The organism is Halotalea alkalilenta DSM 17697 (genome assembly GCF_000621205.1).
In the GTDB taxonomy this organism is placed as follows: Bacteria; Pseudomonadota; Gammaproteobacteria; order Pseudomonadales; family Halomonadaceae; genus Halotalea; species Halotalea alkalilenta.
On sequence record NZ_JHYY01000014.1, the window covers coordinates 33,535 to 56,421 of the forward strand.

At 65.4% G+C, this 22,887-nt stretch carries 20 protein-coding genes; 19 read left to right on the forward strand and 1 reads right to left on the reverse strand.

What is annotated here, in order from left to right; all coding sequences use genetic code 11:
* Positions 1–145: 145 nt before the first annotated feature.
* From Q376_RS0101245 to Q376_RS20990, 10 genes are all read left to right on the forward strand, one after another.
* A complete protein-coding gene (locus tag Q376_RS0101245) occupies positions 146–1,090 on the forward strand; it encodes a LysR family transcriptional regulator (protein ID WP_027348756.1) in 945 nt (314 codons plus the stop codon).
* A 275-nt stretch (positions 1,091–1,365) separates the two neighbouring features.
* Positions 1,366–2,511, forward strand: a complete 1,146-nt coding sequence (locus tag Q376_RS0101250; RefSeq protein ID WP_211266582.1) for an ABC transporter substrate-binding protein — start codon at positions 1,366–1,368, stop codon at positions 2,509–2,511.
* 66 nt (positions 2,512–2,577) lie between these two features.
* Complete coding sequence (locus Q376_RS0101255; RefSeq protein ID WP_027348758.1) at positions 2,578–3,453, forward strand: branched-chain amino acid ABC transporter permease; 876 nt, start codon at positions 2,578–2,580, stop codon at positions 3,451–3,453.
* Positions 3,450–5,249, forward strand: a complete 1,800-nt coding sequence (locus Q376_RS20980; protein ID WP_043445665.1) for a branched-chain amino acid ABC transporter ATP-binding protein/permease — start codon at positions 3,450–3,452, stop codon at positions 5,247–5,249. Before Q376_RS0101255 ends, Q376_RS20980 begins: the two co-directional genes overlap by 4 nt.
* Positions 5,246–5,989: an ABC transporter ATP-binding protein gene (locus tag Q376_RS0101265; RefSeq protein ID WP_027348759.1), complete on the forward strand. Its 744-nt coding sequence runs from the start codon at positions 5,246–5,248 to the stop codon at positions 5,987–5,989. The genes Q376_RS20980 and Q376_RS0101265 overlap by 4 nt, the downstream gene beginning before the upstream one ends.
* Before the next feature lie 49 nt (positions 5,990–6,038).
* A complete protein-coding gene (locus Q376_RS0101270; protein WP_027348760.1) occupies positions 6,039–6,740 on the forward strand; it encodes a cyclase family protein in 702 nt (233 codons plus the stop codon).
* A gap of 25 nt (positions 6,741–6,765) precedes the next feature.
* Positions 6,766–8,166, forward strand: coding sequence for an amidase family protein (locus tag Q376_RS0101275; protein WP_027348761.1), 1,401 nt, complete (start codon positions 6,766–6,768; stop codon positions 8,164–8,166).
* Positions 8,167–8,213: 47 nt separating this feature from the next.
* Complete coding sequence (codB, locus tag Q376_RS20985) at positions 8,214–9,467, forward strand: cytosine permease (protein ID WP_043445668.1); 1,254 nt, start codon at positions 8,214–8,216, stop codon at positions 9,465–9,467.
* Between the two features lie 31 nt (positions 9,468–9,498).
* Positions 9,499–10,800, forward strand: coding sequence for a cytosine deaminase (gene codA / locus Q376_RS0101285; RefSeq protein WP_027348762.1), 1,302 nt, complete (start codon positions 9,499–9,501; stop codon positions 10,798–10,800).
* Positions 10,801–10,963: 163 nt separating this feature from the next.
* The gene (locus Q376_RS20990; RefSeq protein ID WP_052364835.1) at positions 10,964–11,896 is read left to right on the forward strand and encodes a LysR substrate-binding domain-containing protein; all 933 of its coding nucleotides are present in this window, start codon (positions 10,964–10,966) and stop codon (positions 11,894–11,896) included.
* A gap of 54 nt (positions 11,897–11,950) precedes the next feature.
* Here the strand turns inward: Q376_RS20990 and Q376_RS0101295 are convergent, their stop codons facing one another.
* Positions 11,951–12,604: an aspartate/glutamate racemase family protein gene (locus Q376_RS0101295; RefSeq protein ID WP_027348763.1), complete on the reverse strand. Its 654-nt coding sequence runs from the start codon at positions 12,602–12,604 to the stop codon at positions 11,951–11,953.
* A 159-nt stretch (positions 12,605–12,763) separates the two neighbouring features.
* Between Q376_RS0101295 and Q376_RS20995 the strand changes: the two genes are divergently transcribed.
* The 9 genes from Q376_RS20995 to Q376_RS0101340 all read left to right on the forward strand — a co-directional run bounded on the left by Q376_RS20995 (position 12,764) and on the right by Q376_RS0101340 (position 22,828).
* A complete protein-coding gene (locus Q376_RS20995) occupies positions 12,764–13,708 on the forward strand; it encodes a LysR family transcriptional regulator (RefSeq protein ID WP_052364836.1) in 945 nt (314 codons plus the stop codon).
* Between the two features lie 369 nt (positions 13,709–14,077).
* Positions 14,078–15,520, forward strand: coding sequence for an amidohydrolase family protein (locus Q376_RS0101305; protein WP_027348764.1), 1,443 nt, complete (start codon positions 14,078–14,080; stop codon positions 15,518–15,520).
* 64 nt (positions 15,521–15,584) lie between these two features.
* Entirely contained in the window at positions 15,585–17,177 is a 1,593-nt protein-coding gene (locus tag Q376_RS0101310) for an ABC transporter substrate-binding protein (protein ID WP_162177873.1), read from the forward strand.
* 169 nt (positions 17,178–17,346) lie between these two features.
* Positions 17,347–18,813, forward strand: a complete 1,467-nt coding sequence (gene hydA, locus Q376_RS0101315; protein ID WP_043445671.1) for a dihydropyrimidinase — start codon at positions 17,347–17,349, stop codon at positions 18,811–18,813.
* On the forward strand, positions 18,810–19,592 hold the full coding sequence (locus tag Q376_RS24630) for an amino acid ABC transporter ATP-binding protein (protein ID WP_052364837.1): 783 nt from the start codon (positions 18,810–18,812) through the stop codon (positions 19,590–19,592). The genes hydA and Q376_RS24630 overlap by 4 nt, the downstream gene beginning before the upstream one ends.
* Positions 19,593–19,639: 47 nt before the next feature.
* On the forward strand, positions 19,640–20,494 hold the full coding sequence (locus Q376_RS0101325; RefSeq protein ID WP_052364838.1) for a transporter substrate-binding domain-containing protein: 855 nt from the start codon (positions 19,640–19,642) through the stop codon (positions 20,492–20,494).
* 4 nt (positions 20,495–20,498) lie between these two features.
* Entirely contained in the window at positions 20,499–21,179 is a 681-nt protein-coding gene (locus Q376_RS0101330; protein ID WP_081803335.1) for an amino acid ABC transporter permease, read from the forward strand.
* Positions 21,180–21,182: 3 nt separating this feature from the next.
* The gene (locus tag Q376_RS0101335; RefSeq protein WP_027348770.1) at positions 21,183–21,860 is read left to right on the forward strand and encodes an amino acid ABC transporter permease; all 678 of its coding nucleotides are present in this window, start codon (positions 21,183–21,185) and stop codon (positions 21,858–21,860) included.
* A gap of 26 nt (positions 21,861–21,886) precedes the next feature.
* Positions 21,887–22,828, forward strand: coding sequence for an N-carbamoyl-D-amino-acid hydrolase (locus tag Q376_RS0101340; protein WP_027348771.1), 942 nt, complete (start codon positions 21,887–21,889; stop codon positions 22,826–22,828).
* The last annotated feature ends 59 nt before the right edge of the window (positions 22,829–22,887 follow it).

Consider the following 22,887-nt stretch of genomic DNA (forward strand, 5'->3'; position numbering starts at 1 on the left):
GCCGCCACTCCTGCTTCAAGCCTCGCCGCGAACGATACTGCCGGCCATCGCGCCACTCGGCACCAAAAGTCGTTGGCGGCACCCATTGCGTGCTGGCGCGCATCGTCCTCGAGTCCCGCAACGAGACATAGCGCAAGAGGTCGAGATGGATATCAAGCAGATGAAGTACTTCATCCAGATCGCCGACAGCGGCAACTTCTCCCGCGCGTCGGAGATCCTGCACGTCGCCCAGCCCTCCCTCAGCCAGCAGATCAAGAACCTCGAAGAAGAGCTCGGCGTGGCGCTGCTCGCACGGCACGCGCGCGGCGTCACCCTCACCGAGCTCGGCAAGGAGTTCTATACCCGCGCCCAACGCATCGTACAGGAGGTCGAACACACCAAGGACGTGATCTGGGAGAAGTCGGCCAACCCCGCCGGGCGTGTCTCGGTGGGGCTGCCTACATCGGCGTGCCGGGGGCTTTCGTTTCCACTCTTCGAGACACTGAACAAACGTTATCCGAATATAAAGCTGCATATCGTCGAGGCGATGACGGCCTATCTCGACGATCTCATCCAGGCCGGCCGACTCGACGTCGCCTTGCTCTACAATCACAAAGCCTATGAACACGTCAGCTGGACCGAAATGCTGACCGAGGACTTCATGCTGTTCATGCGTCCCGATGCGCCATTGAGCCATCTCGCGTCGATTCCCTTCAGGGACGTTTTCGAACTGCCGATCGTTCTGCCCGGGCGCCCCAACATGATGAACACGGTGATGAAGCAGTTCGCCGCCCGGCACGACGTCTCGTTCAAGGCCCTGGATTGCGACAGCCTCCCCGCTACCGTGAAGATGGTCTGCGAATCGCGATACATGGCGATCATGCCGTCGTTCGCTTTCTCGGAAGAGATCGAGCGCGGAGTGATGATCGCGATTCCGATCGTCGATCCGACGCCCTCCTGGCGCCTATCGGTGGTGGTGTCGAAACTCACCCTCAACGTGCGCGGCAGCCAGGCCGTGGCCCAGACCATGGCGGACGTGATGGCGAGCCTGGTCGAGGCGGGAAAATGGCAGGCGCGGCTGAGCAACCCGGACAACACTAAGCGCACCTGAGCCGTTCACCGCTCGCCACCCAGCGGGCGTCGCGACCCCGCCGGCCAGGCGCTTGAACGGGCCCGAAAAAAAAGACATAGGATTAACCTATAGACAATATCCAAAACTCGTCTTTGCGCTTTTTATTTAATCCCGTTTAGATGGGGGCATATATCTGGTCCAGTATCGACTTCCAACAATCATAAATAAAACACCAGAGAACCCCGATGAATATTATTACAAACAAGACATCGCAGCTGATATACGGCTCTTCTTTTGCCGTGGCCACTCTTCTATTGTCTTCGCCGAGTCTCGCCGCCACTGACGCGCAGCAGCCCTGCATCGGTAATTCGGCCGCGATCACCGGTCCCGCGGCCTTCAGCGGTCAGGCGATTCGAACCGGTGCCGAAATCGCCATCGAGGAGATCAATCAACAAGGCGGTGTACTCGGCGAAGAACTGCGCCTGATCCAATACGACGACGCCGGCGCGCCGCCGCGTGCGGTCGACAATACCCGCCGCATCGCGCTCGCGGACAACTGCATCGCGATCCTCGGTGGCTATCATTCGACCGCAGCGGTGGCCCAGGTCGAGCCGGTGCATGCGATCGGCATTCCCTATATCGGCGTGTGGGCGGCCAATACCTCGGTGGTCGAGAACGGCCGGGATCCCAACTTCATGTTCCGCGTCTCGGCCAAGGACAAGTGGGTTGCCCGCTTCCTGGTCGAAGAAGCGCTGAAAGTCTCGCCGACGGGCAAGATCGCCTTCTTCTACGAAAACACCGGCTGGGGCAACGGCGCACTGCCCGATGTCAATGCCGCGATGAGCGAGGCGGGCGTGGCGCTGGTCGCCGCCGAGACCTTCAACTGGAACGATCAGGACATGACCCCGCAGGTGATGCGTGCGCGCGACGCCGGCGCGGAGGTGGTCATCGTCTGGGCACTCGATCGCGAGGGCAACCAGCTGCTGCGCTCGATGGACAGGGTCGGCTACATGCCGACGATGATCGGTGCCTGGGGCATCAGCGGCAACCTCGGCGAGCTGGCGGGACCGCTCGCCAACGGCGTGCGGGTGATGCAGACCTACTCATTCATGGGCCAGCAGAGCGAGCTGGGTGAATCCGTGCTCGCCAGGCTCAAGGCCGACTATGGCATCGACGACCCCCGGGAGATTCGCGCCGGGTCGGGAATCGCCAATGCCTATGACGCCGTCCACATCCTCGCCGATGCGATCGAGATCGCCGGCAGCTACGACTGGGAAGCCGTGCGCCAGGCGCTCTACGAAGTCAATCGCGACGGCCTGATCGCCTCCTACCGACCGGCCTTCGATGCCAGCGACCCCGAGCGGCAGGACGCGCTGCTGCCCGAACACTACCTGCTCACCGCTTGGCACGACGGCGTGCTGATCCCCTTCGCGGGCTCCCCCTACGACACCGGCGACTGATACCGCGACACCGCCATACACGGATCCCAATAGCGGCTCGGCCCACCGGCGCCTGCGAGGTAAGTCATGTCCACGATCATGCAGTACATCCTGTCGGGCCTTGCGATCGGCGGTATCTATGCCCTGGTCGCGCTGGGTTTCCACATCATGTGGTCATCGGCGAAGGCGGTGAACTTCGCCCACGGCGATACGCTGACGATCGGCGCGCTGCTGACCATCATGCTGCTGGCCGCCGGGCTGCCGCTGTGGCTCGCCTGCCTGCTCGCGATCGCCGCGGGAGGGGTGTTCGGCACCCTGGTCGAGCGCTTCGCCGTGCGCCCCTTCGCCGCCCATTCGGGCTCGATCGGCTGGATGCTGGCGACCATCGCCATCGGCATCATGATCGAGAGCCTGGCCACCATCGAGACCAATGGCTACTCGCTGCCGCTCCCCTCGCCCGGCGTCGAGCGCGCGGTACGGATCCTCGGCGCCGGGGTCTACCCACAGGAGCTGCTCATTCCGCTGGTGGCGGTTCTCGCCACGCTGGGCTTGAAGCTGATCCAGCGCCACACCCTGGTGGGGCGCGCGATGCAGGCGATCGCCCACGACAAGCAAGCCGCATCACTGATGGGCATCAACGTCAACGCCGTGGTCGCTTTGTCGTTCGGCCTCGCCAGCCTGCTCGGCGCCGCCGCCGGCATCCTGATCGCCCCGGTGGTCCAGGCGTCGGCGACCATGGGGGTGCTGCTCGGACTCAAAGGGTTCGCGGTAGCGATCATCGCCGGAATCACCAGTGCGCCTGGCGTGCTGGTGGTAGGCCTGCTCTTCGGCGTGATCGAGAAGTTCGTCGAAGGCTACATCTCGACCGCAGCCAGGGAGATCGTCGGCTTCAGCCTGATGATCCTGGTGCTGCTGATCGCCCCCCAGGGGCTGTTCGGCAAACGCGAGGTGGTCAAGGTATGAAGCACCTGCACACCCTCGGTTTTCTGCTCTTCGCCCTGGGCCTTCTGATCGTGCCCCTGACTGCCTCGAACGAGTACGAGCTGCGCATCTTCATGCTGTTTCTGATCTACGGCATCATCGCCGTAGGGCTCAATGTGCTGATCGGCCTGACCGGGCTGGTATCGCTGGGACAGGCGGGCCTGTTCGCCCTCGGTGCCTATACCGGCGGCATCACCGCCACGCGGTTCGGCTTCGATATCGTCATGGCGAGCCTGGCCGCTGCGCTGGTCTCGGCGCTGTTCGGCGCGATCCTGGCCTATCCCACCGTCCGCGTGCGCGGCGTCTACCTCGCGGTGATCACCATCGCCTTCGGGCTGATCATCGAAAACGTGGCGATCGAATGGCAGTCGCTGACCGGCGGCACCACCGGACTGAGCTCGATTCCCTCCCCCAACCTGCTCGGGGTCGAACTTTCGGGCTACGCCTTCTACGCGGTGCTGGCCATCGCACTCTTCGCCGCGACCCTGCTCACCCACAACCTCAAGGCTTCACGCTACGGACGCGCCATGCGCGCCTCGTCGCAGAGCGAGATCGCCGCGCGCGCGCTCGGCATCAACGTGACCACGCTGCGTACGCTCGCGTTCGTGATCGCCTCGATGTCCGCCGGCATCGCAGGCGCCTTCTACAGCTTTCTCAACGCCTATATATCTCCCGACATCTTCACTTTCTCGGACAGCATCCGCTTCCTGCTGATGGTGATCCTGGGCGGTGCGGGATCCACCTTCGGCCCGGTGGTGGGTGCCTACCTCCTCACCTACCTGCCGGAATACCTGCAGCAGCTCGCCGCCTGGCAGACCTTCGCCTACGGCGCGCTGCTGCTGATCGTCATGTTCGCCCTTCCCCAGGGCATCCTCGGTACGCTAGATAGCGCGCTGAAACGCTGGCGTCCCCATCCACGCAGGTCCGAGCCGGTCGATGCCCGGACCGTCACCGATACGCTTAGGCCATCGGCACAGGACACCTCCAGGGCGGAGCTGGTGACGCGGGCGCTGACCGTCAAGTTCGGCGGCCTGACGGCATTGGACGAGGCTTCGATACGCGTAAAGCCGGGCGAGATACACGCGCTGATCGGCCCTAACGGCGCGGGCAAATCGACCTTCGTCAATACGATCTCGGGCTTCTATCGTCCGACCTCGGGCGAGTTCGAGATCGCAGGCCAGCAGCTGAGCGGCAAGCGCTCGGATGAGATATCGCGGCTCGGCATGGCCCGCACCTTCCAGAACACCGAGCTGTTCGGCGACATGAGCGTGCTGGAGAACGTCATCGTCGGCTGCCAGCAGCACTTCGGCTACGGCCTGGCCCAGGCGCTGGTGCGCAGCCCGCGCATGCGCCGCGAAGAGCGCGAGGCACAGCGGATCGCCATCGCCCTGCTCGACTTCGTCGGTCTCGCGACGCATGCCGACGACGAGGCACGGTTCCTACCGTTCGGCCTCCAGCGCCGGCTCGAGATCGCCCGCGCGCTCGCCACCCGGCCGCGCATCCTGCTGCTGGACGAACCAGCGGCAGGGTTGACCACCCAGGAGATCGACGAGCTCGCGACGATGATCCGCCAGATCGCGGCGCTGGGTATCACGGTGCTGCTGATCGAGCACCACGTCGAACTGATCATGGCGGTCGCCGACACCGTGACCGTGCTCGACTACGGCCAGGTCATCGCCAGCGCCCCGCCCTCCGTCGTCCAGCGCGACCCTAGGGTGATCGAGGCCTACTTCGGCGGCCAGGGCGATCTCCAACCCACCGCCAAGGCAAACCCATGAGCGATTGCGAAACGCTGCTCGAGATTCGTGGCATGGAGCTGCGCTATGGCGCGGCGATCGCGGTGCGTGACGTAAGCCTACGCGTCGCCCGCGGCCAGCTCGTCGCCGTCATCGGCAACAACGGCGCGGGCAAGTCTTCGATGGTCAAAGGCGCCACCGGGCTGGTGCGGCCATCGGCGGGCAAGGTGTTGTTTCGCGGCGAGGACACCACCGCCCTGCCCGCGCACGGCAAAGCCAAGCGCGGCCTGGTCATGGTGCCCGAGGGCCGGCGGCTGTTTCCCGACCAGACGGTAGAGGACAACCTGATCCTCGGCGCCTACGTGCACGGCGGGCTCAAGCACGAAAAGGCCCGCGCCAGCTTCGATCGGGTCCTGGCGCTGTTCCCACGGCTCAAGGAACGGCTGCGCCAGCAGGCGGGATCGATGTCCGGCGGCGAACAGCAGATGCTGGCCATCGCCCGGGGACTGATGGCCGGGCCGGAGCTATTGGTCATCGACGAGCTTTCGCTCGGCCTCGCACCGAGGATCGTCACCCAGCTGATCGAGGTGCTCGCACAGCTCAACCGCGAGGGGCTCACCATCGTGCTGGTCGAGCAGCTCGCCGCCCATGCGCTCTCCATCGCCGACCACGCCTACGTGGTCGACAACGGCGCCATTGGCCTTTCGGGACCAAGCGCGGAGATCGCGGCCAACCCGCAAGTGATGGACGCCTTCCTAGGCAAGAAAGCCGTCGCCCGGTGACGGCACGTCGTTACCACCGACACGCAACTCCCCTGATCGAGGAAAAACCATGTCCCAGCGAATCATCGACTTGAGCCTTTTGATCGAAGACAACATGCCGGCGCACAAGCTGTTCCAGCGCCCGGTGCTCACCACCCACTTGAGCCACGAGAGCTCCAAGGCGCTGGGGCTGGGCGTGCCGGGTGATGCGATGACCTTCCAGACCAACTTCATCGCCATGCTCGACCACGTCGGCACCCACGTCGACGCGTTCCGCCACGTGAAGCCCGACGGCGCGCCGATCGACGAGATGCCGCTCGAGATGTTCATCGGCAAGGCGGTGTGCCTGGACCTCAGGCACATCCCCGACCTCGGCGAGATCGGGGTGGAAGACCTGGAGGCGGCCCAGGCCGAGGCCGGGGTGGTGATCGACGGGCATATCGTACTGCTGTGCACCGGCTTTCATCAGCGCAACTATCCACGCCTCGACTCGGTGTGGAAAAACCCGCTGCTGACGGTCGAGGCGACGCGCTGGCTCTATGAGCGCGGCTCGATGATGCAAGGGGTGGAGGGCCCCTCCACCGACAAGCCGACCGACGACGACTTCGCCCAGCATCGGCTCTGCCGCGAACTCGGCATGAGCCATTGGGAGTGGCTGGTGAACCTGGAGTCGCTGATCGGCCAGGGCGAGTTCCAGTTCTTCGGCGCACCGCTCAAGTTCAAGGGCGGCTCCGGCTCTCCGGTGCGCGCCTTCGCGATCATCGAGCAGTGACCCGCCCCAGGCTTCGGAGCAACGGATGACCGACTCACTCGACTTCATCAGCGCTCGGGAGCTGGCGGGGCTCGTCGCTGCGCGACAGATCTCGCCGGTGGAACTGACCCAGCGCGCGCTGGCGCGGGCCGAGGCCACCCAGGCCTCGCTCAACGCCTTCTGCCTGCTGCTGCCCGAGCAGGCGCTTTCGGCCGCCCGGCGTGCCGAAAGCGCGGTGATCCGTGGCGAACCGCTCGGCTCGCTGCACGGCTTGCCGATCTCGGTCAAGGACCTGATCAGCATCGCAGGCCTGCCCTACGCCTCCGGCTCGCGCGCCATGGGCGGCAACCTCGGCAAGTACAACGCACCGGCCGTGGAGCGAGTGAGGGCCGAGGGGGCGATCATCATCGGCAAGACCACCACCAGCGAGTTCGGCTGCAAACCGGTGGGCGACTCGCCATTGACCGGCATCACCCGCCATCCCTGGGATCTGGACAAGACGCCTGGCGGCTCGAGCGCGGGCGCGGCGGCGTCGGTGGCGGCGGGCATCACCCCCTTCGCCCTCGGCACCGACGGCGGAGGTTCGCTGCGGATTCCGGCCGCCTTCACCGGGCTGGTCGGATTCAAGGCCAGCTTCGGCCGGGTCCCGGTATGGCCGACCTCGGCCACACCGACCCTGGCCCACGTCGGCGCGCTCGCCCGCAACGTAGGTGACGCGGCGCTTTTGGCCCGGGCGATCGCGGGCTACGACGCACGGGACCCCTTCTCGCTGGTGGGGCCGGCGCCCGACTTCGCCGCCGCCGCCGAGGCACCGGTGAAGGGTCTGCGTATCGCCTGGAGCCCGAGCCTGGGCTATGCCCATCCGGAAAAGGAAGTGGTCGAGATCACCGCCCGGGCAGCCCAAGCGCTGAGCGACCAGGGCGCGCATGTGGAGGAGGTCGACACGGTATTCGACCAGGACCCGGCCGGACTCTGGCGCGCCGAGTTCTACGCCGGGGTCGGAACGCGGCTTAAAGCGGTGCTGGAAACAAGGCGCGAGCTGCTCGACCCGGCGGTGGTGAAGGTGCTCGATATCGCCCTGGCACAGAAGCTGCATGACTACTACGCCGCGGTGTTCGAACGCTACGAGCTGCGCGACCGGATGCGCCGGTTCTTCTCTCGCTATGACCTGCTGCTCTCCCCCACCCTGCCGATCTCCGCACTGGATGCGGGGCAAGACCTGCCGCCGGGGTACGGTGACGAAGAGCTGGTGACCTGGGCCGCCTATACCTATCCGTTCAACTTGACCGGACAGCCGGCCGCGTCCGTCTGCGCCGGGCTGACCCAGGCGGGCATGCCGGTCGGCATCCAGGTGGTGGGCAAGGCGCTCGGAGAGCATGCGGTGCTGAGCGTCGCCGCGGCGCTCGAACGCCTCCACCCGCCGGGCTACAACCTGCGAATGACCTGACCCGGCATGGACCGACACCCCACTACGACCACAGGAGCTCGCATCCCATGAAAGAACCCTCGGCATCCCACGACTACGAGCTCTCGACGGTCCCGGCGCACGCGCGAAGAGGCTTCTTCGTGATGTTCTCGGTGATGGTCAGCTTCACCCTGTTCTCCGCCAGCATGTGGGCGGGCGGAACGCTCGGCCAAGGCCTCAGCATGACTCAGTTCATCATCGCCGTGCTGCTCGGCAACGCCCTGCTCGCCGCCTATGCCAGCGCGCTCGCGATCATGTCCAGCCGTACCGGCCTCTCGACCCACCTGATCAGCCGCTACGCGTTCGGTGTGCGCGGCTCCTGGCTGCCGTCGTTCCTACTCGGCGGCACCCAGGTCGGCTGGTTCGGCGTCGGCATCGCGATGTTCGCGCTGCCGATCCACGCCGCCACCGGGATCAACAACTATCTGCTGATCGTGATCGGCGGGATCCTGATGACCTCGACCGCCTACCTGGGCTTCAAGGCGCTGGCGATACTGGGGTTCTTCGCGGTGCCGTCGATCGTCGTGCTCGGCGTCTGGTCGATGGGGGTCGCTGTGGATACCGCGGGCGGCCTGGGCGCGCTGATGGAGATCGAACCGGTCGAGCGCCTGTCGATGGCCACTGCGCTGACCGTCTGCATCGGCTCGTTCATCAGCGGCGCCACGCTGACCCCCGACTTCGTGCGCTTCGCGCGCACCACCCGTATCGGGGTGATCGCCACGGTGATCGCCTTCTTCCTCGGCAACTCGCTGATGTTCAGCATCGGCGCGGTGGGCGCGCTGGTCTACGGCGAGGCCGACGTTTCGCAGGTCCTGTTCGCGCAGGGGCTGATCGTGCTCGCCATCCTGGTGCTCGGCCTGAACATCTGGACCACCAACGACAACGCGCTCTATGCGGCGTCGCTGGGCTTCGCCAACATCACCCGCTACCCGAAACGCTACCTGGTGCTGTTCAACGGCGCCGTCGGCACCCTCTTGTCCGTGTGGCTGTATGACAACTTCGTCGGCTGGCTGACCTTCCTGAGCTCGGCGCTGCCGCCGATCGGCGCGGTGCTGATCAGCGACTACTTCATCCTCGCGCGCGGACGCTACCCGGCGCTGGAGCACGCAAAGATGAAGGACGTCCACTGGATGGCGATCGTCTCCTGGGCAATAGGCTGCGCGGCGGCCAACCTGCTGCCCGGCATCCCGCCGCTCAACGCGATCATCTTCGCGCTGGCCGCTCACACCGCCGGCGGCCTGGCGCTGAACCGGATACTCGAGCGTCGTTCCTCCTCGGCGTAGCGCCATCATCGAAAAGCCACGAGGTGTTGCAATGCTGATCACCAATGCTCGCTTGCTCGACCGCGAAGGCCTCGTCGACATCTCGATTCGCGACGGCGTGATCGAGGCCATCGCCGCGGCGGGAAACCTCGCCCGCGGGCAAGCGCAAACGTTCGATGCCGAGGGCGGCCTCGCGCTGCCCCCCTTCGTCGAGCCCCACTGCCATCTCGACTATGCGATGACCGCCGGGGAGCCCCGCTGGAACGCCAGCGGAACCCTGTTCGAGGCGATCGACATCTGGGCGGAGCGCAAGCGCGACCTCGACCACGCCGACGTCAAGCGCCGTGCCCGGCAGGCGCTCGAATGGCAGATCGCCCAGGGCATCCAGTACGTGCGCACCCACGTCGACATCGGCGACCCCGAACTGCGCTCGCTGAGCGCGCTGCTCGAACTGCGCGCCGAAATGGCCGAGTGGGTCGAGCTGCAGATCGTCGCCTTTCCCCAGGATGGCATCTTCACCCATCCCAACGGCCTCGTTCAGCTCGAGGAGGCGCTCAAGCGCGGCGCGGACGGCGTCGGCGCGATCCCCCACGTCGAATTCACCCGCGAGGACGCCACCGCCTCGATCGCGGCCGCTTTCGACCTGGCGCAGAAGTACGACAAGTTCATCGATATCCACTGCGACGAGATCGACGACGACCAATCCCGCGGGCTCGAGGTGGTCGCAGCGCAAGCCTATCGCCGCGGGCTCGGCCCGCGCACCACCGCCAGCCACACCTGCGCACTGGGCAGCTACAACGGCGCCTACGCGAGCAAGCTGATCGGCCTTTTGCGCAAGGCCAGGATCAACTTCGTCGCCAACCCCTTCGTCAACACCCATCTCCAGGGGCGCGAGGACGGCTACCCCGTACGCCGCGGCCTGACCCGGGTCAGGGAGCTCAGGAACGCCGGGCTGGCGGTGGCCTTCGGACACGACAACCTGGCCGATCCCTTCTATCCGCTATTGCACACCAACGTCCTGCAGATCGTGCAAATGGGGATCCACGTCACCCACCTGACCGGCCATGACGACATCATCCAAAGCCTCGACTTCGTCACCACCCAGGGCGCGCGGGTACTCGGGCTGGGAGAACGTTACGCGCTCGCCGAGGGCCATCCCGCCAGCTTCAACGTACTGCCCGCCACCAGCGTGGTCGATGCGCTGACCCGGATGGTGCCGGTACGCTTCGGCTTTCGCGCCGGCAGGCTGATCGTCCGCACTGAGCCTGCGACGACCAGCATCTGGCTGGAGGAAGAGCGTGAGATCGATTTTTCCCGCCCGGCGCCCCCGGATTTTCCGCGCCCCCGCCAATAGCCAGCAGTGCAGCCCAACTCTGGCGCACGGGCCTCACCCTGCGCACTGGACGAGTGCAGCCAATGCACCTTCGAGAAGCACTGACTGCGCCAGGCCGCCGATCCGTTCACGGTACGGATATTGCTTAGGAATGCGCATCGATTAACTCAAGGTTATACGAACGATGTCGCTCAACCTTCGCCAGCTGGAAGTATTCCGCGCGGTGATGACCGCCGGCTCGGTCAGCGGCGCCTCGCAGCTGCTGCTGATTTCCCAGCCGGCGGTCAGCCGCATGCTCTCCCACACCGAGCAGCGCGTCGGCTTTTTGCTCTTCGAGCGGATCAAGGGGCGGCTCTACCCGACTCCCGAGGCGCGACGGCTGTTCCACGACGTCGAGCACGTCTACCGCGATCTGCAGCGGGTCAACGCCACGCTGCTCGATCTGGTCCAGCAGCGCCACGGGGTAGTGCGAGTGGTCTGCAGCCCGAGCCTCGGCCATCACCTGCTGCCGGGGGCGATCTGCGCCTTTCGCCGCGACCATCCCGACACCCGGGTCAGCCTCGAATGCCTGCGCCACGTGCTGCTACGTGACCGCCTGCTCGACCAGCAGGCGGATTTCGGCGTCTCGCTGTTTCCGATCACCCACCCCAACATCGAAGCGATCCCGCTCTATACCCTACGCATGGCGCTGGTCTATCCACAGCAGTGGCCGGTTTCAGAACAAGCCCCGAGCGCCCAGGCAGCGCTCGCTCCCTTCGCCGATCGCCCACTGGTCGGCTATCCCGCCGGCACGCCGTTCGGCACCCTCGCCCAGCGGCTGAGCGAACGAGCAGGCATCGACTATCGCCCGGCGATCGAGGTCGATTCACCCCACCACGCCTGCGCCCTGGTGCGCGAGGGCGCAGGCTGGGCACTGGTCGATGAATTCTCGCTCGCACTCGCCACCGCCTTCTCCCCGGTGCGGGTGCGCCCGCTCGATGAGCACCTCACCGTCAATCTCGTCCACCTGCGCCGCGAACCGCTCTCCCAGCAGGCCCAGTCACTGGTCGAGCGCCTGCGCGAAGCCTTCGCCAGCCTCCATGCGCATAACACGGGATTAAGCGATGGCGGCGCATAGGCCCGGCCCGATGCAAGCATCCGTGCGGCGCGCAGGCGACGCCTGCTTCGAGCGCTACCGGGCTTCGCCCAGGGCCATCGTCACCGCCGCGATGCAAGGGTCGATCACCGCCACCCGGAGCGCCTGTGCCAACGCAAGACGATGGCTGCCAAGCCCTGCACAGCCAAGGATCAATACATCGGCGCCGTCTTCATCGCGCAGTCGCTCGCCAACCTCCAGCAGCCGCGCCCAGGTTCGGGACTGATCGCTCAGTTCGACCACATCGAGCCCCAGCGCCCGTTCCCCGGCGAAGCGGTTCATCACTCCCATTGCACCGTAGCTGCGCAAATGGCGCGGGATCGAACCTGGCTGAATGGCGATCACACCGAAACGCTGGCCCGCGGCCAGCGCTCGCAACACCGCGGCCTCGCCGATGCCGAATACGGCACACTTCGACTGCTCACGAAGCACCGCGAGCCCCGGATCGCTGTAGCAGGCGATCACGATCGCGATCGTCTCGTCGCCGAAGCCTCGCGCCCGCGCGATCAGAGGCGCCATCACCGCGGCGATGTCGGCCTCGCTCTGGATCCCAGCGGGACCTTGCTCGAGGGTGTGGCATACGATCGCCGGCCCGCCAGGGAAGCGCAATGCACCGAGCGAGGCGTCGATGCCCTCGGTCACGGCCGTCGTCGAATTGGGATTGATGACATGGATGACGCCCGGGGACATGCGAGTCTCCTCTTTCTCTCGATTCGACAATGGCGAGGCCAGCGCTCGCGAGGCCGGACACCGCCAGGTTGGTCCAGCCTATCGGCGAAGGAGTGGCATGGATATTGCGCTTTCATTCTCAATGCTTAACAGCGAGTTAATCGAGTCGAGGGGAATGCCATGCAATCGCTCAACCTCAGGCAGATCGAAGTCTTTCGAGCGGTGATGATCACCGGTTCGATCAGCGGCGCATCGCAGCTGCTACTGGTCTCCCAGCCGGCGGTCAGCCGCATGCTCTCTCACACCGAGCAGCGCATCGGCTTTCAGCTTTTCGAGCGGACCAAAGGGCGGCTCTATCCCTCCCCCGAGGCCCGAAGGCTGTTCCATGACGTCGAGAACGTCTACCGCAACGTGCAGCGGGTCAACAACACGCTCCAGGACCTCGCCCAGCAGCGCCAGGGCGTAGTGCGGGTGGTCTGCAGCCCGAGCCTCGGGCACGGGCTGGTGCCCAGCGCGATCGCCGCCTTTCGACGCCACCACGCGCGCGTTCGCGTCAGCTTCGAGTGCCTGCGCCACACCCTGCTGCGCGAGCGCATCCTCGACCAGCAGGCCGATCTGGGCATTTCGCTGTTTCCCATCGACCACCCCAACATCAGTACGCTACCGCTTCACGATATGCACATGACGGTGATCTGCCCGGCCACCCATCCGCTGGCCCAGACCAGGAGCTCGACGACGACCCTCGAACGCATGGCCGACTTCCCGCTGGTCGGCTATGGCACGGAGACACCCTTCGGTAATCTGGTCAAACGCATCTTCGAACGCGCAGGCCTGGCGTATCAGCCGATGATCGAGGTCGACTCCCCACAACATGCCTGCGCGCTGGTCAGCAGCGGTGCCGGCTATGCGCTGGTCGATGAGCTGTCGCCGCGGCTGTGGCCGAGGTCGTCACTGGCCACGCTGTCGCTGACACCACCCGAGCGCCTCACCATCAGCCTGGTGCACTTCAGCCGCGAACCGCTGTCGCGGCTGGCGCTCGGCCTGACCACCGAGCTCAGGGAGATACTGGCCGCCCCCTGCCAATCGATTAACCCTGCGTTAAAGATCGTCGACAAAAAGGCATGAGACAGCCTTAAAGGGCATCTCGCACACTCCAGGCCATGGGGCAACGCAATCTCTGCGCTTCGGTGCCGAGACGACAACCACAATCAGCGAACAGCTCCACACTCTGGCAGAGCGTCACGTCGGCGCGCGCATTCGTCAGCGCGCCGATAGCGTGGCAACCGGGACTCATCACCCAGGCCCTCTCCATCTCGGCCCCGCTGCCCCAAGTTCCGCCCGAGGATATCGATCTAGCCGGGCTCGCCCCACATCGTGCCCACCCCGCAGCAGAGCACTGAAGCGGTTTCGGCCACGCGGCTCCACGGCTGGCCAGTGCCAGATCACATCGCTTGCAGGCCTTGACAGAACAACCACATCGCAAGGAGTCGATCGATGAAGACCACGCTGATCAAGCAAGTCGACTGCATAGTCGCCTGGGACGATAGCCGACAGAGCCATGTGTACCTGAGGGGAGCCGACATCGCCTTCACCGGCGACCGGATCAGCTACATCGGACGGCACTTCGATCCGGCGGGTGCCGATGTCGTCGAGACGGTCGATGGACGCGGGATGATGGCCATGCCGGGATTGGTGGACATCCACAGCCACCTCGGCCATGAGCCACTCAACAAGGGATACACCGACGAGACCGGATCGGTCGGGCTTTACAGCTCCAATCTGTACGAATACATGCCGACCATGAAAGACGAGGCGTCGGCGCCGGCGCAGTTGACCCTGGCCGCGGCGGAGCTGCTGATGTCGGGTGTCACCACGGTGGTGGACATGTCCAACGCCCATGAGCACTGGATAGACATCATCGCCGCCAGCGGGCTACGTGGTTACATCGCGCCGATGTTCCGCTCCGCACAGTGGTTCACCCGTAATGGGCACGTGGTCGAATACGCCTGGGACGAAGACGCCGGCATCGCCGGCATGGAGCGCGCGCTAGCGCTGATCGACCAGGCCGAGGCCCACGGCTGTGGCCGGATCGCCGGCATGCTGGTGCCCGCCCAGATCGACACCTGCACGCCCGAGCTGCTGCGGGCCAGCCATGCCGAGGCCCGGCGGCGCGGTATCGGCTGGCAGACCCACGCCGCCCAGTCGCTGCCTGAATTCCACGAAATCACCCGCCGTCACGGCCTCACCCCGATCCAATGGCTGCACAGCCTCGGCGTGCTGGATCCAGGCAGCATCGTCGGCCATGCGATCTTCCTCGACGATCATCCCAACACCCACTGGAGCACCAGCACCGATCTCTCGATCCTCGCCGAAACCGGCGCGAGCGTGGCGCACTGCCCCACGGTGTTCATCCGCCGCGGCATGGCGCTGCGCGACTTCGGCCGCTATCGCCGCGCCGGGATCAACATCGGCATCGGCACCGATACCTATCCGCACAACATGATCGAGGAGATGCGCAATGTCGGCTACCTGGCACGTCTGGTGGCTGAAACACCCCACGCGGTGACCACCAGCGAGGTGTTCAACGCGGCCACCCTGGGCGGGGCGAACGCGCTGGGCCGCCAGGACATAGGCCGGCTGGCGGTGGGCGCGAAGGCCGATCTGGTGATGGTGGACATGACCCACCACCTCATGCGTCCCTCGCGCGACCCGCTGCGCAGCCTGGTCTACGCCGCAGCCGACCGCGCCGTACATACGGTGTACATCGATGGCCGACGGGTCGTGCACAAGGGAGAGGTCACCTCGCTGGACTACCGCAAGGCCGCTGAAGAAGTGGATGAAGCGCAGCGGCGCGCGGAGCGGAAGGTTCCCGAACGCGACCTGGTGGCGCATCGCCGCGGGACCGAAATGTCGCCTCTTTCTTTCGATGTCGTCTGAACGGCGCAGGGCTGAATCAACACAACGACCGCTCGTGGTGCCAATAAAAACAAGGGAGAACACAATGGCTGTCGCATGCAAAACGATGACCCGCCGACTGCGTCACGGGTGCATCGCCGCCGCTTTGACCCTGGTCGCGGCGACCCCCGTGTCGGCACAGACCATCACCGCGGTGATGGCGAGCCAAGTGACCGTGCTGGACCCGGTGCTGACCGCATCCCACCAGACCCGCAACCACGCCTACATGGTCTACGACACGCTGCTGGCCACCGACGCACAGAACGAGATTCGTCCACAAATGGCCGAGCGGTGGGAAGTATCCGAAGACGGCAAGGTCTATACATTCACGCTTCGCGACGGCCTCGGCTGGCACGATGGTCTCCCGGTACTGGCGCGGGACTGCGTCGCCTCGATAAAGCGTTGGGGGCAGCAGGACCAGATGGCACGCATGCTCATGCCGCTGGTCGACTCGATCGATGCGATCGACGAGCGCACCTTCCAGATCGTGCTCAACACGCCCACCGAGGCGCTCCTCGTGGCGCTGGCCAAGCCCAGCGGCCTGCCCGCGTTCATGATGCCCGAGCGGATTGCCGCGACACCGGCTTCACAAGCGATCACCGAGCAGGTCGGCTCGGGGCCTTTCAAGTTCGTTGCCGCTGAGTTCCAGCCGGGCGTCAGGGCGGTCTACGTCAAAAACGAGGACTACGTCCCGCGAGACGAGCCACCCAGCGCCATGGCGGGAGGCAAGGTGGTCAATGTGGATCGGGTGGAATGGCTGGTCATGCCGGACCGGCTGACTGCGGTGAACGCCTTGCTCAGCGCCGATGTGGACTACCTCGAATCGGTCCCGTTCGACCTGGTGCCGCTGCTCGACAGGGACGATCGGATCACCACCCGTGTGCTCGACAAGATGGGCAACCATGCGATGTATCGTTTCAACCAGTCGCAGCCTCCCTTCGATGACAAGCTGATCCGCCAGGCGGCCATGTACGCCATCGGCCAGGAGGAGGCTCTGCGGGCCCAGGTAGGTGACCCCGGCTACTACCGCACCTGCCCGGCGCTGTTCGGCTGCGACCTGCCCTACGAAAGCGACGCGCTGAGCGAGATGGTCGTCGAAGCGAATCCAGAGAAGGCCAGGCAGCTCCTCGAACAGGCCGGCTACGACAATCAGCCGGTACTGATCCTCCAGGCGACGGACGTAGCCATGTCGTCGGCATTGCCGGTGGTGATGGCCGACCAGCTGCGCCAGGCGGGTTTCAATGTCTCGGTGGAGTCGATGGATTTCATGACCATGCTGTCGAGGCGGTCCAATCGCGACATTCCGGCCCGCGGCGGGTGGAGCATCTTCGCGACCACCTGGCACGTCAGCGAGATCATGGATCCGCTGCGCAACTACGGGGTATCCGCCAGCGGTGACCAGGGCTGGTTCGGCTGGCCGAACGTGCCCGAGGTGGAGTCATTGCGCACGCAGTTCCTGCTCGCCGACACGCAGGAGGCGCGCGTCTCCTACGCGCAGCAGCTGCAGCGGGTGATGCTCGACGAGGGGGTCACCGTGCCCTTGGGCGAGATCACCACCGCCGCCGCCTATCGCAATACGGTCACAGGCGTCCTCGAGGCACCGGTACCGTCGTTCTGGAACATGCGCAAAACCGAGTAGGCCGATCTGCGCCGTCCTCGACGAGATGCCATCCAGACCTTGGTGCTAACCGAGCGTTAAGGGCGGTCGACGAATAAGCATAAGACACCCGCGGCTGGCATCTCGCACACTCGATTCATCGATCTCCATCGCCGCTTCAGCGGCTAACCATCGCAACAGGAGCACGATCATGGCCGAGCAACACTATGATCTGGTGGTTCGCAATGCCCGAATCGCTACCGCGGAGCGCAGCTTCGATGCCGACATCGGCATTCGGGACGGCGTGATCGTCGCCCTCGAGCAAGGTCTGGCCGCCGGCGAGCGCGAGATAGATGCGGCCGGGCGCTGGGTGCTGCCAGGAGGCGTGGACAGCCACTGCCATGTGGAGCAGCTCTCCGGCATGGGGCTGATATGCGCCGATGATTTCCATTCGGCCACGGTCTCCGCCGCCTTCGGTGGCAATACCACGATCATCCCGTTCGCCGCCCAGCACCGCCAGGACGACATCCCCGAGGTGCTCGACGACTACGCGCGTCGGGCCCGCGAGAAGGCGGTGATCGACTATGCCTTCCACCTGATCGTCACCCGGGTGGATGAGCAAGCGCTCAAGCACGATATTCCTCAGGCCATTCGCGACGGCATCACCTCGATCAAGGTGTTCATGACCTATGCGCGAATGAAGCTCGACGATTACTCGATCCTCGAACTGCTGTCGGTGGCCGATCGAGAAGGCGCGCTGATGATGGTCCACGCCGAGAACGACGATGTGATCCGCTGGCTCGCCGATCGTCTCACTGGGCTCGGGCACCAAGCGCCCAAGTACCACGCCGTCGCCCATGCCGGGCTCGCCGAGAACGAAGCCGCGCACAGAGCCATCTGCCTGTCGCGCTTGCTCGATACGCCACTGGTGATCGTGCACGTCTCCGAGCGCGAGACAGTGGAGTGCGTGCGCCGCGCCCAGGCGCAGGGCGCGCGGATCATCGCCGAGAGCTGCCCCCAGTACCTGTTCCTCACCGCCGAGGATATCGACCGCCCCGGAGTCGAAGGCGCTAAGTACTGCTGCAGCCCGCCGCCCCGGGACGAGGCGAGCCAACAGGCGGTCTGGAGCGGGCTCGAGGACGGCACCCTCACGCTCTACTCCTCGGACCATGCGCCCTACCGCTGGGATGAGAGCGGCAAACTGCCGAAAGGCGAGAAGACGGGATTTCGCGAAATGGCCAACGGCCTGCCAGGGCTCGAGGTGCGTATGCCGCTGCTGTTCAGCGAGGGCGTTCGTCGAGGTCGGATCTCGATCAACCAGTTCGTCGAGCTCACCGCGACTCGCCACGCTCGCACCTACGGGCTCTATCCGCGCAAGGGCACGATAGCCATAGGCTCTGACGCAGACCTTGCGATCTGGGATGCCGATCGCGAGGTGACGATCAGCGTCGACGAACTCCACGATGCGGTCGACTACACCCCCTACGAGGGCATGAAGATCGTCGGCTGGCCAGAAACAGTGATCAACCGCGGCCGGATAGTGATCGACAAAGGTGAGCTGCTGGTCGAGCGCGGTAGCGGCGAATTCCTGCCCTGCGCCACCCCCGAGCCAGTGATCGAGGCGCGCCGGAGCCGGCCCGCCGACACCCTGATACGACGCTTGGTCGACGCGCGATGAGCGCCGCGAACCCGGCGCAGCGCGCGGCTGCCTCGCCGCAGGCGCCCTATCCCATCCTCGAGCTGATCAAACTGCACAAGCGCTTCGGCGACCATGTGGTGCTCGAAGCGGTCGATTTGCGTATCGAACCCGGCGAACTGGTGTGCGTGATCGGCCCCTCGGGCTCCGGCAAGAGCACCATGCTGCGGCTGTGCAACCAGCTCGAGCGAGCCTGCGGCGGGCAGGTGATATTCGATGGGCAGGATCTGACCTCTTCGCTGGTCTCGATCGATCGGGTACGCCGCCAGATCGGCATGGTGTTCCAGCAGTTCAATCTCTACCCCCATCTGCGGGCGCTCGGCAATGTAACCCTGGCCTTGAAGCGCGTTGCCGGTCTACCGCGGCGGGAAGCGCAGGCTGTCGCCCTCGACGCGCTGGAGCGGGTCGGCATGCGCGAGCACGCCAACGCCTGGCCGAGCACGCTTTCCGGCGGACAGCAGCAGCGAGTGGCGATCGCCCGGGCGATCGCGATGTCCCCCAAGATCGTGCTGTTCGACGAACCCACCAGCGCCCTCGACCCGACCCTGGTCGGCAGCGTGCTCGCGGTGATGCGCCGCCTGCGCGAAGAAGGCATGACCATGCTGGTGGTGACCCATGAGATGCAGTTCGCCCGCGCGGTCGCCGACCGGGTGGTGTTCATGGCCGATGGAAAGGTGATCGAACAAGGTCCCCCGGAGCAGCTCTTCACCTCCCCCCGGGACCCCCGCACCGCCGCTTTCATCAGCGGGGAATCTAACTAGCCGCGCTACCACGCCACCGACGATAACGACAACAACGGAGACATCTCGTGCCAAAGCCCTACTTTGCCCTACTCTCGTGCGCTGCATTGCTCTGCCTGGCCCCGCTCACCGCCCATGCGGCCGGAGAGCGCTACCACGTCGCCCTCGACGGCACTTTCGCACCGCACGCGATGCCGACGATGAGCGGCGGGGTCGAAGGCTTCAACGTCGATCTGATCAATGTGATCGGCGAGCGGCTGGGCGCCGAGATCGAGATCACCGCGGCGCAGTTCTCGGGCCTGATCCCGGGTCTGCAGGCCGGCACCTACGACTTTCTCGCCGCCCCGACGACGATCACCCCTGAGCTGTCCGAGAACCTGCTGTTCACCGAAGGCTATCTCGATACCGACTACCAGTTCGTGGTCAAGAAAGGGGCCGCTGCGATCACCCGGCTCGAAGACCTCGAGGGCCGCACCATCGCGGTCAACAAGGGCTCCTCCTACGACGCCTGGGCGCGCGAGCATGCTGGCGAATACGGCTGGAAGGTGGAAAGCTACGGCTCGAACAGCGATGCGGTGCAGGCGGTCACCAGCAACCGCGCTTTCGCCAACCTCGCCGGCAACACCGTCGCCGCCTATGCGGTGAAACGCAATCCGATGGTGGAGCTCTCGCTGCTGGTTCCCACCGGGCGGGTATGGGCCTTTCCCTTCCGCAAGGGCGACGAGGAGCTGCGTGCCCGGATCGAGCGGGTGGTCGAGTGCCTGAAGATCGACGGCACCATCGCTGAGCTTGCGCAGAAGTGGTTCGACGCCGAACCGGCACCCGGCAGCGCGGCGGTGACGCCGCAGCCGGGATACGGCCAGCCGGGCTACGCGGGCTTCGTCGAGGACGACCACTCCTTCTCTTGCGACGTCCAGGCCTGAGCCGATGTCGATCGATCGCTTCTTCACCACCTTTTTCGACCCCGCGATGATCGCTCGCTACTGGCCGATGATCATCGAAGGCATGGCGCTCACCGCGCTGCTCGCCGTTGCCATCATCGTCTGCGGCGGCGTGCTGGGCCTGCTGCTCGCCTGCCTGCGCAGCCGGAGGTGGCCGGCGATCAACTTCTTCATCGTGCTGTTCGCCGACTTCTGGCGGGCCCTGCCGCCCCTGGTGCCCATCCTGCTGCTCTACTTCGGGCTGCCCAACGCGGGTCTCGAGCTTTCGGCCTTCACCGTGCTCTGGCTGACGCTCTCGCTGGTGCTCGCCGCCTTCGTCGAGGAGGCGTGCTGGGCCGGCATCCGCGCCATCCGCCCGGGCCAGTGGGAAGCCGCTCGATCCAGCGGCATGGGATTCGTGCAGACGCTTTGCTGGGTGATCCTGCCCCAGGCGCTGCGCATCGCGCTGCCCTCGCTGACCAACCGGGCGATCGCGATCACCAAGATGACCGCGCTCGGCACCGTGATCGGAGTGCCGGAAATCCTCAACCAAGCGAGCAGCGCTCAGTCATTCTCCGGCAGCGCCACTCCCTTGACCCTCGGCGCGCTGGCCTACCTGGCGATTTTCCTGCCGCTGGTGGTGCTCTCCCGCTGGGCTGAGTCGCGCCTGGCATGGAAGAGGGGCTGAGCGATGGAAGCCTTGCGAGCCCAGTTCTTCGATCTGGAGATCATCGTCCAGGCATGGCCACTGCTGCTGCAGGGGCTCTGGATCACCCTCACGCTCAGCGTCGTGGTAGTCACGCTCGGGCTCTCCCTAGGGCTTCTGGTCGCGCTGGCGAGCCTGAGCGAGCGACGCTGGCTGCGCTGGCCGACCCTGGCCCTGGTCGATCTGTTCCGTGCCCTCCCACCGCTGGTGCTGCTGATCTTCGTCTACGCCGGGCTGCCCTTCGCCGGTCTTCAGCTCTCGCCTTTTCTAGCCGTGGTGCTCGCCTTCGCGCTCAACAACGCAGCCTATTACGGCGAGGTCTACCGCGCGGGGCTCTTGGCCGTCCCACCTGGCCAGAGCGAAAGCGCGCGTGCAAGCGGCATGAGCGCATTGCAGACGCTGCTCTGGGTAGTGCTGCCCCAAGCGGTGCGCAAGGTAACGCCCGACCTGCTCTCGAATACCGTGGAGGTCATCAAGCTCACGTCCCTGGCGAGCGTGGTCTCGCTCGCCGATCTGCTCTATCGCGCCGAAATGGCGCGCTCTTTGACCTACAACTCCTCGCCTATCGTGGCGGCGGGAGTGATTTATTTGCTGATGCTATGGCCATTGGTGCGATTGATCAGCCTGTTCGAGCGCGGTGACTCACAGGTCCCGCGCCACTAATTTCGATTCGATCCAAGGAGAACCACATGCGAGAACTGGTCATCGGCGCAGCACAGCTTGGCGCGATCAACAAAGACGACAGCCGGGAGTCGGTAGTGGCGCGGATGCTTACGCTGCTCGACCAAGCGGCGCAGCGCGGCTGCGACCTGGTGGTGTTCCCGGAGCTTGCGCTGACCACTTTCTTTCCGCGCTGGTACATGGAGGACCAGGCCGAGGTCGATACCTGGTTCGAGCGTGAGATGCCGGGCCCGGTGACTCAGCCGCTGTTCGATTTCTCCCGCGAGCATGGCATCGCGATCTCCTTCGGCTATGCCGAGCTGACCCCCGAAGGACGCCATTTCAATACCTCGATCCTCACCGACAAGACCGGCCGGATCGTCGGCAAGTACCGCAAGATCCACCTGCCGGGGCATGTCGAGTTCGATACCGAGCGCGATTTCCAGCACCTCGAGAAGCGCTACTTCGAGCCGGGCGATCTTGGTTTCGGCGTGTGGCGCAACCTCGGTGCGGTGATGGGCATGTGCATCTGCAACGACCGGCGCTGGCCCGAGACCTGGCGAATGATGGGCCTGCAGGGGGTGGAGCTGGTGGCGCTGGGCTACAACACGCCATCGGTGAATTCGCAAAATCGCACCGAGGGCGAACGCGAGCGCCTGTTCCACTCCGAGCTCTCGATCCAGGCCGGGGCCTACCAGAATGCGACCTGGGCGGTGGCGGTGGCCAAGGCCGGCGTGGAGGACGGCTTCCCGCTGATGGCCGGCAGCATCATCGTCGACCCCAACGGCTTCGTGGTCGCCCGGGCCGAGACCCATGGCGACGAGCTGATCAGCCATCGCTGCGACCTCGACGCCTGCCAGTTCGGCAAGCGCACCATCTTCGATTTCGCCCGCCACCGGCGGATCGAGCACTACGGCCTGATCACCTCGCGCACCGGCGCCGAGGCGCCGCCGGAACACGACGACGCCTGATCCCGGCGTCGGATCGCAAAACGACAGAACTGGACAAGACAACCACAACGACAATTTCC

What these genes read in the sequence shown, in the direction of transcription:
- Q376_RS0101245 (WP_027348756.1), top strand. Translation starts at nt 146, where the DNA reads ATGGATATCAAGCAGATGAAGTACTTCATCCAGATCGCCGACAGCGGC.
- Q376_RS0101255 (WP_027348758.1), top strand. Translation starts at nt 2,578, where the DNA reads ATGTCCACGATCATGCAGTACATCCTGTCGGGCCTTGCGATCGGCGGT.
- Q376_RS20980 (WP_043445665.1), top strand. Translation starts at nt 3,450, where the DNA reads ATGAAGCACCTGCACACCCTCGGTTTTCTGCTCTTCGCCCTGGGCCTT.
- Q376_RS0101265 (WP_027348759.1), top strand. Translation starts at nt 5,246, where the DNA reads ATGAGCGATTGCGAAACGCTGCTCGAGATTCGTGGCATGGAGCTGCGC.
- Q376_RS0101270 (WP_027348760.1), top strand. Translation starts at nt 6,039, where the DNA reads ATGTCCCAGCGAATCATCGACTTGAGCCTTTTGATCGAAGACAACATG.
- Q376_RS0101275 (WP_027348761.1), top strand. Translation starts at nt 6,766, where the DNA reads ATGACCGACTCACTCGACTTCATCAGCGCTCGGGAGCTGGCGGGGCTC.
- codB (WP_043445668.1), top strand. Translation starts at nt 8,214, where the DNA reads ATGAAAGAACCCTCGGCATCCCACGACTACGAGCTCTCGACGGTCCCG.
- codA (WP_027348762.1), top strand. Translation starts at nt 9,499, where the DNA reads ATGCTGATCACCAATGCTCGCTTGCTCGACCGCGAAGGCCTCGTCGAC.
- Q376_RS20990 (WP_052364835.1), top strand. Translation starts at nt 10,964, where the DNA reads ATGTCGCTCAACCTTCGCCAGCTGGAAGTATTCCGCGCGGTGATGACC.
- Q376_RS0101295 (WP_027348763.1), bottom strand. Translation starts at nt 12,604, where the DNA reads ATGTCCCCGGGCGTCATCCATGTCATCAATCCCAATTCGACGACGGCC.
- Q376_RS20995 (WP_052364836.1), top strand. Translation starts at nt 12,764, where the DNA reads ATGCAATCGCTCAACCTCAGGCAGATCGAAGTCTTTCGAGCGGTGATG.
- Q376_RS0101305 (WP_027348764.1), top strand. Translation starts at nt 14,078, where the DNA reads ATGAAGACCACGCTGATCAAGCAAGTCGACTGCATAGTCGCCTGGGAC.
- Q376_RS0101310 (WP_162177873.1), top strand. Translation starts at nt 15,585, where the DNA reads ATGGCTGTCGCATGCAAAACGATGACCCGCCGACTGCGTCACGGGTGC.
- hydA (WP_043445671.1), top strand. Translation starts at nt 17,347, where the DNA reads ATGGCCGAGCAACACTATGATCTGGTGGTTCGCAATGCCCGAATCGCT.
- Q376_RS24630 (WP_052364837.1), top strand. Translation starts at nt 18,810, where the DNA reads ATGAGCGCCGCGAACCCGGCGCAGCGCGCGGCTGCCTCGCCGCAGGCG.
- Q376_RS0101330 (WP_081803335.1), top strand. Translation starts at nt 20,499, where the DNA reads ATGTCGATCGATCGCTTCTTCACCACCTTTTTCGACCCCGCGATGATC.
- Q376_RS0101335 (WP_027348770.1), top strand. Translation starts at nt 21,183, where the DNA reads ATGGAAGCCTTGCGAGCCCAGTTCTTCGATCTGGAGATCATCGTCCAG.
- Q376_RS0101340 (WP_027348771.1), top strand. Translation starts at nt 21,887, where the DNA reads ATGCGAGAACTGGTCATCGGCGCAGCACAGCTTGGCGCGATCAACAAA.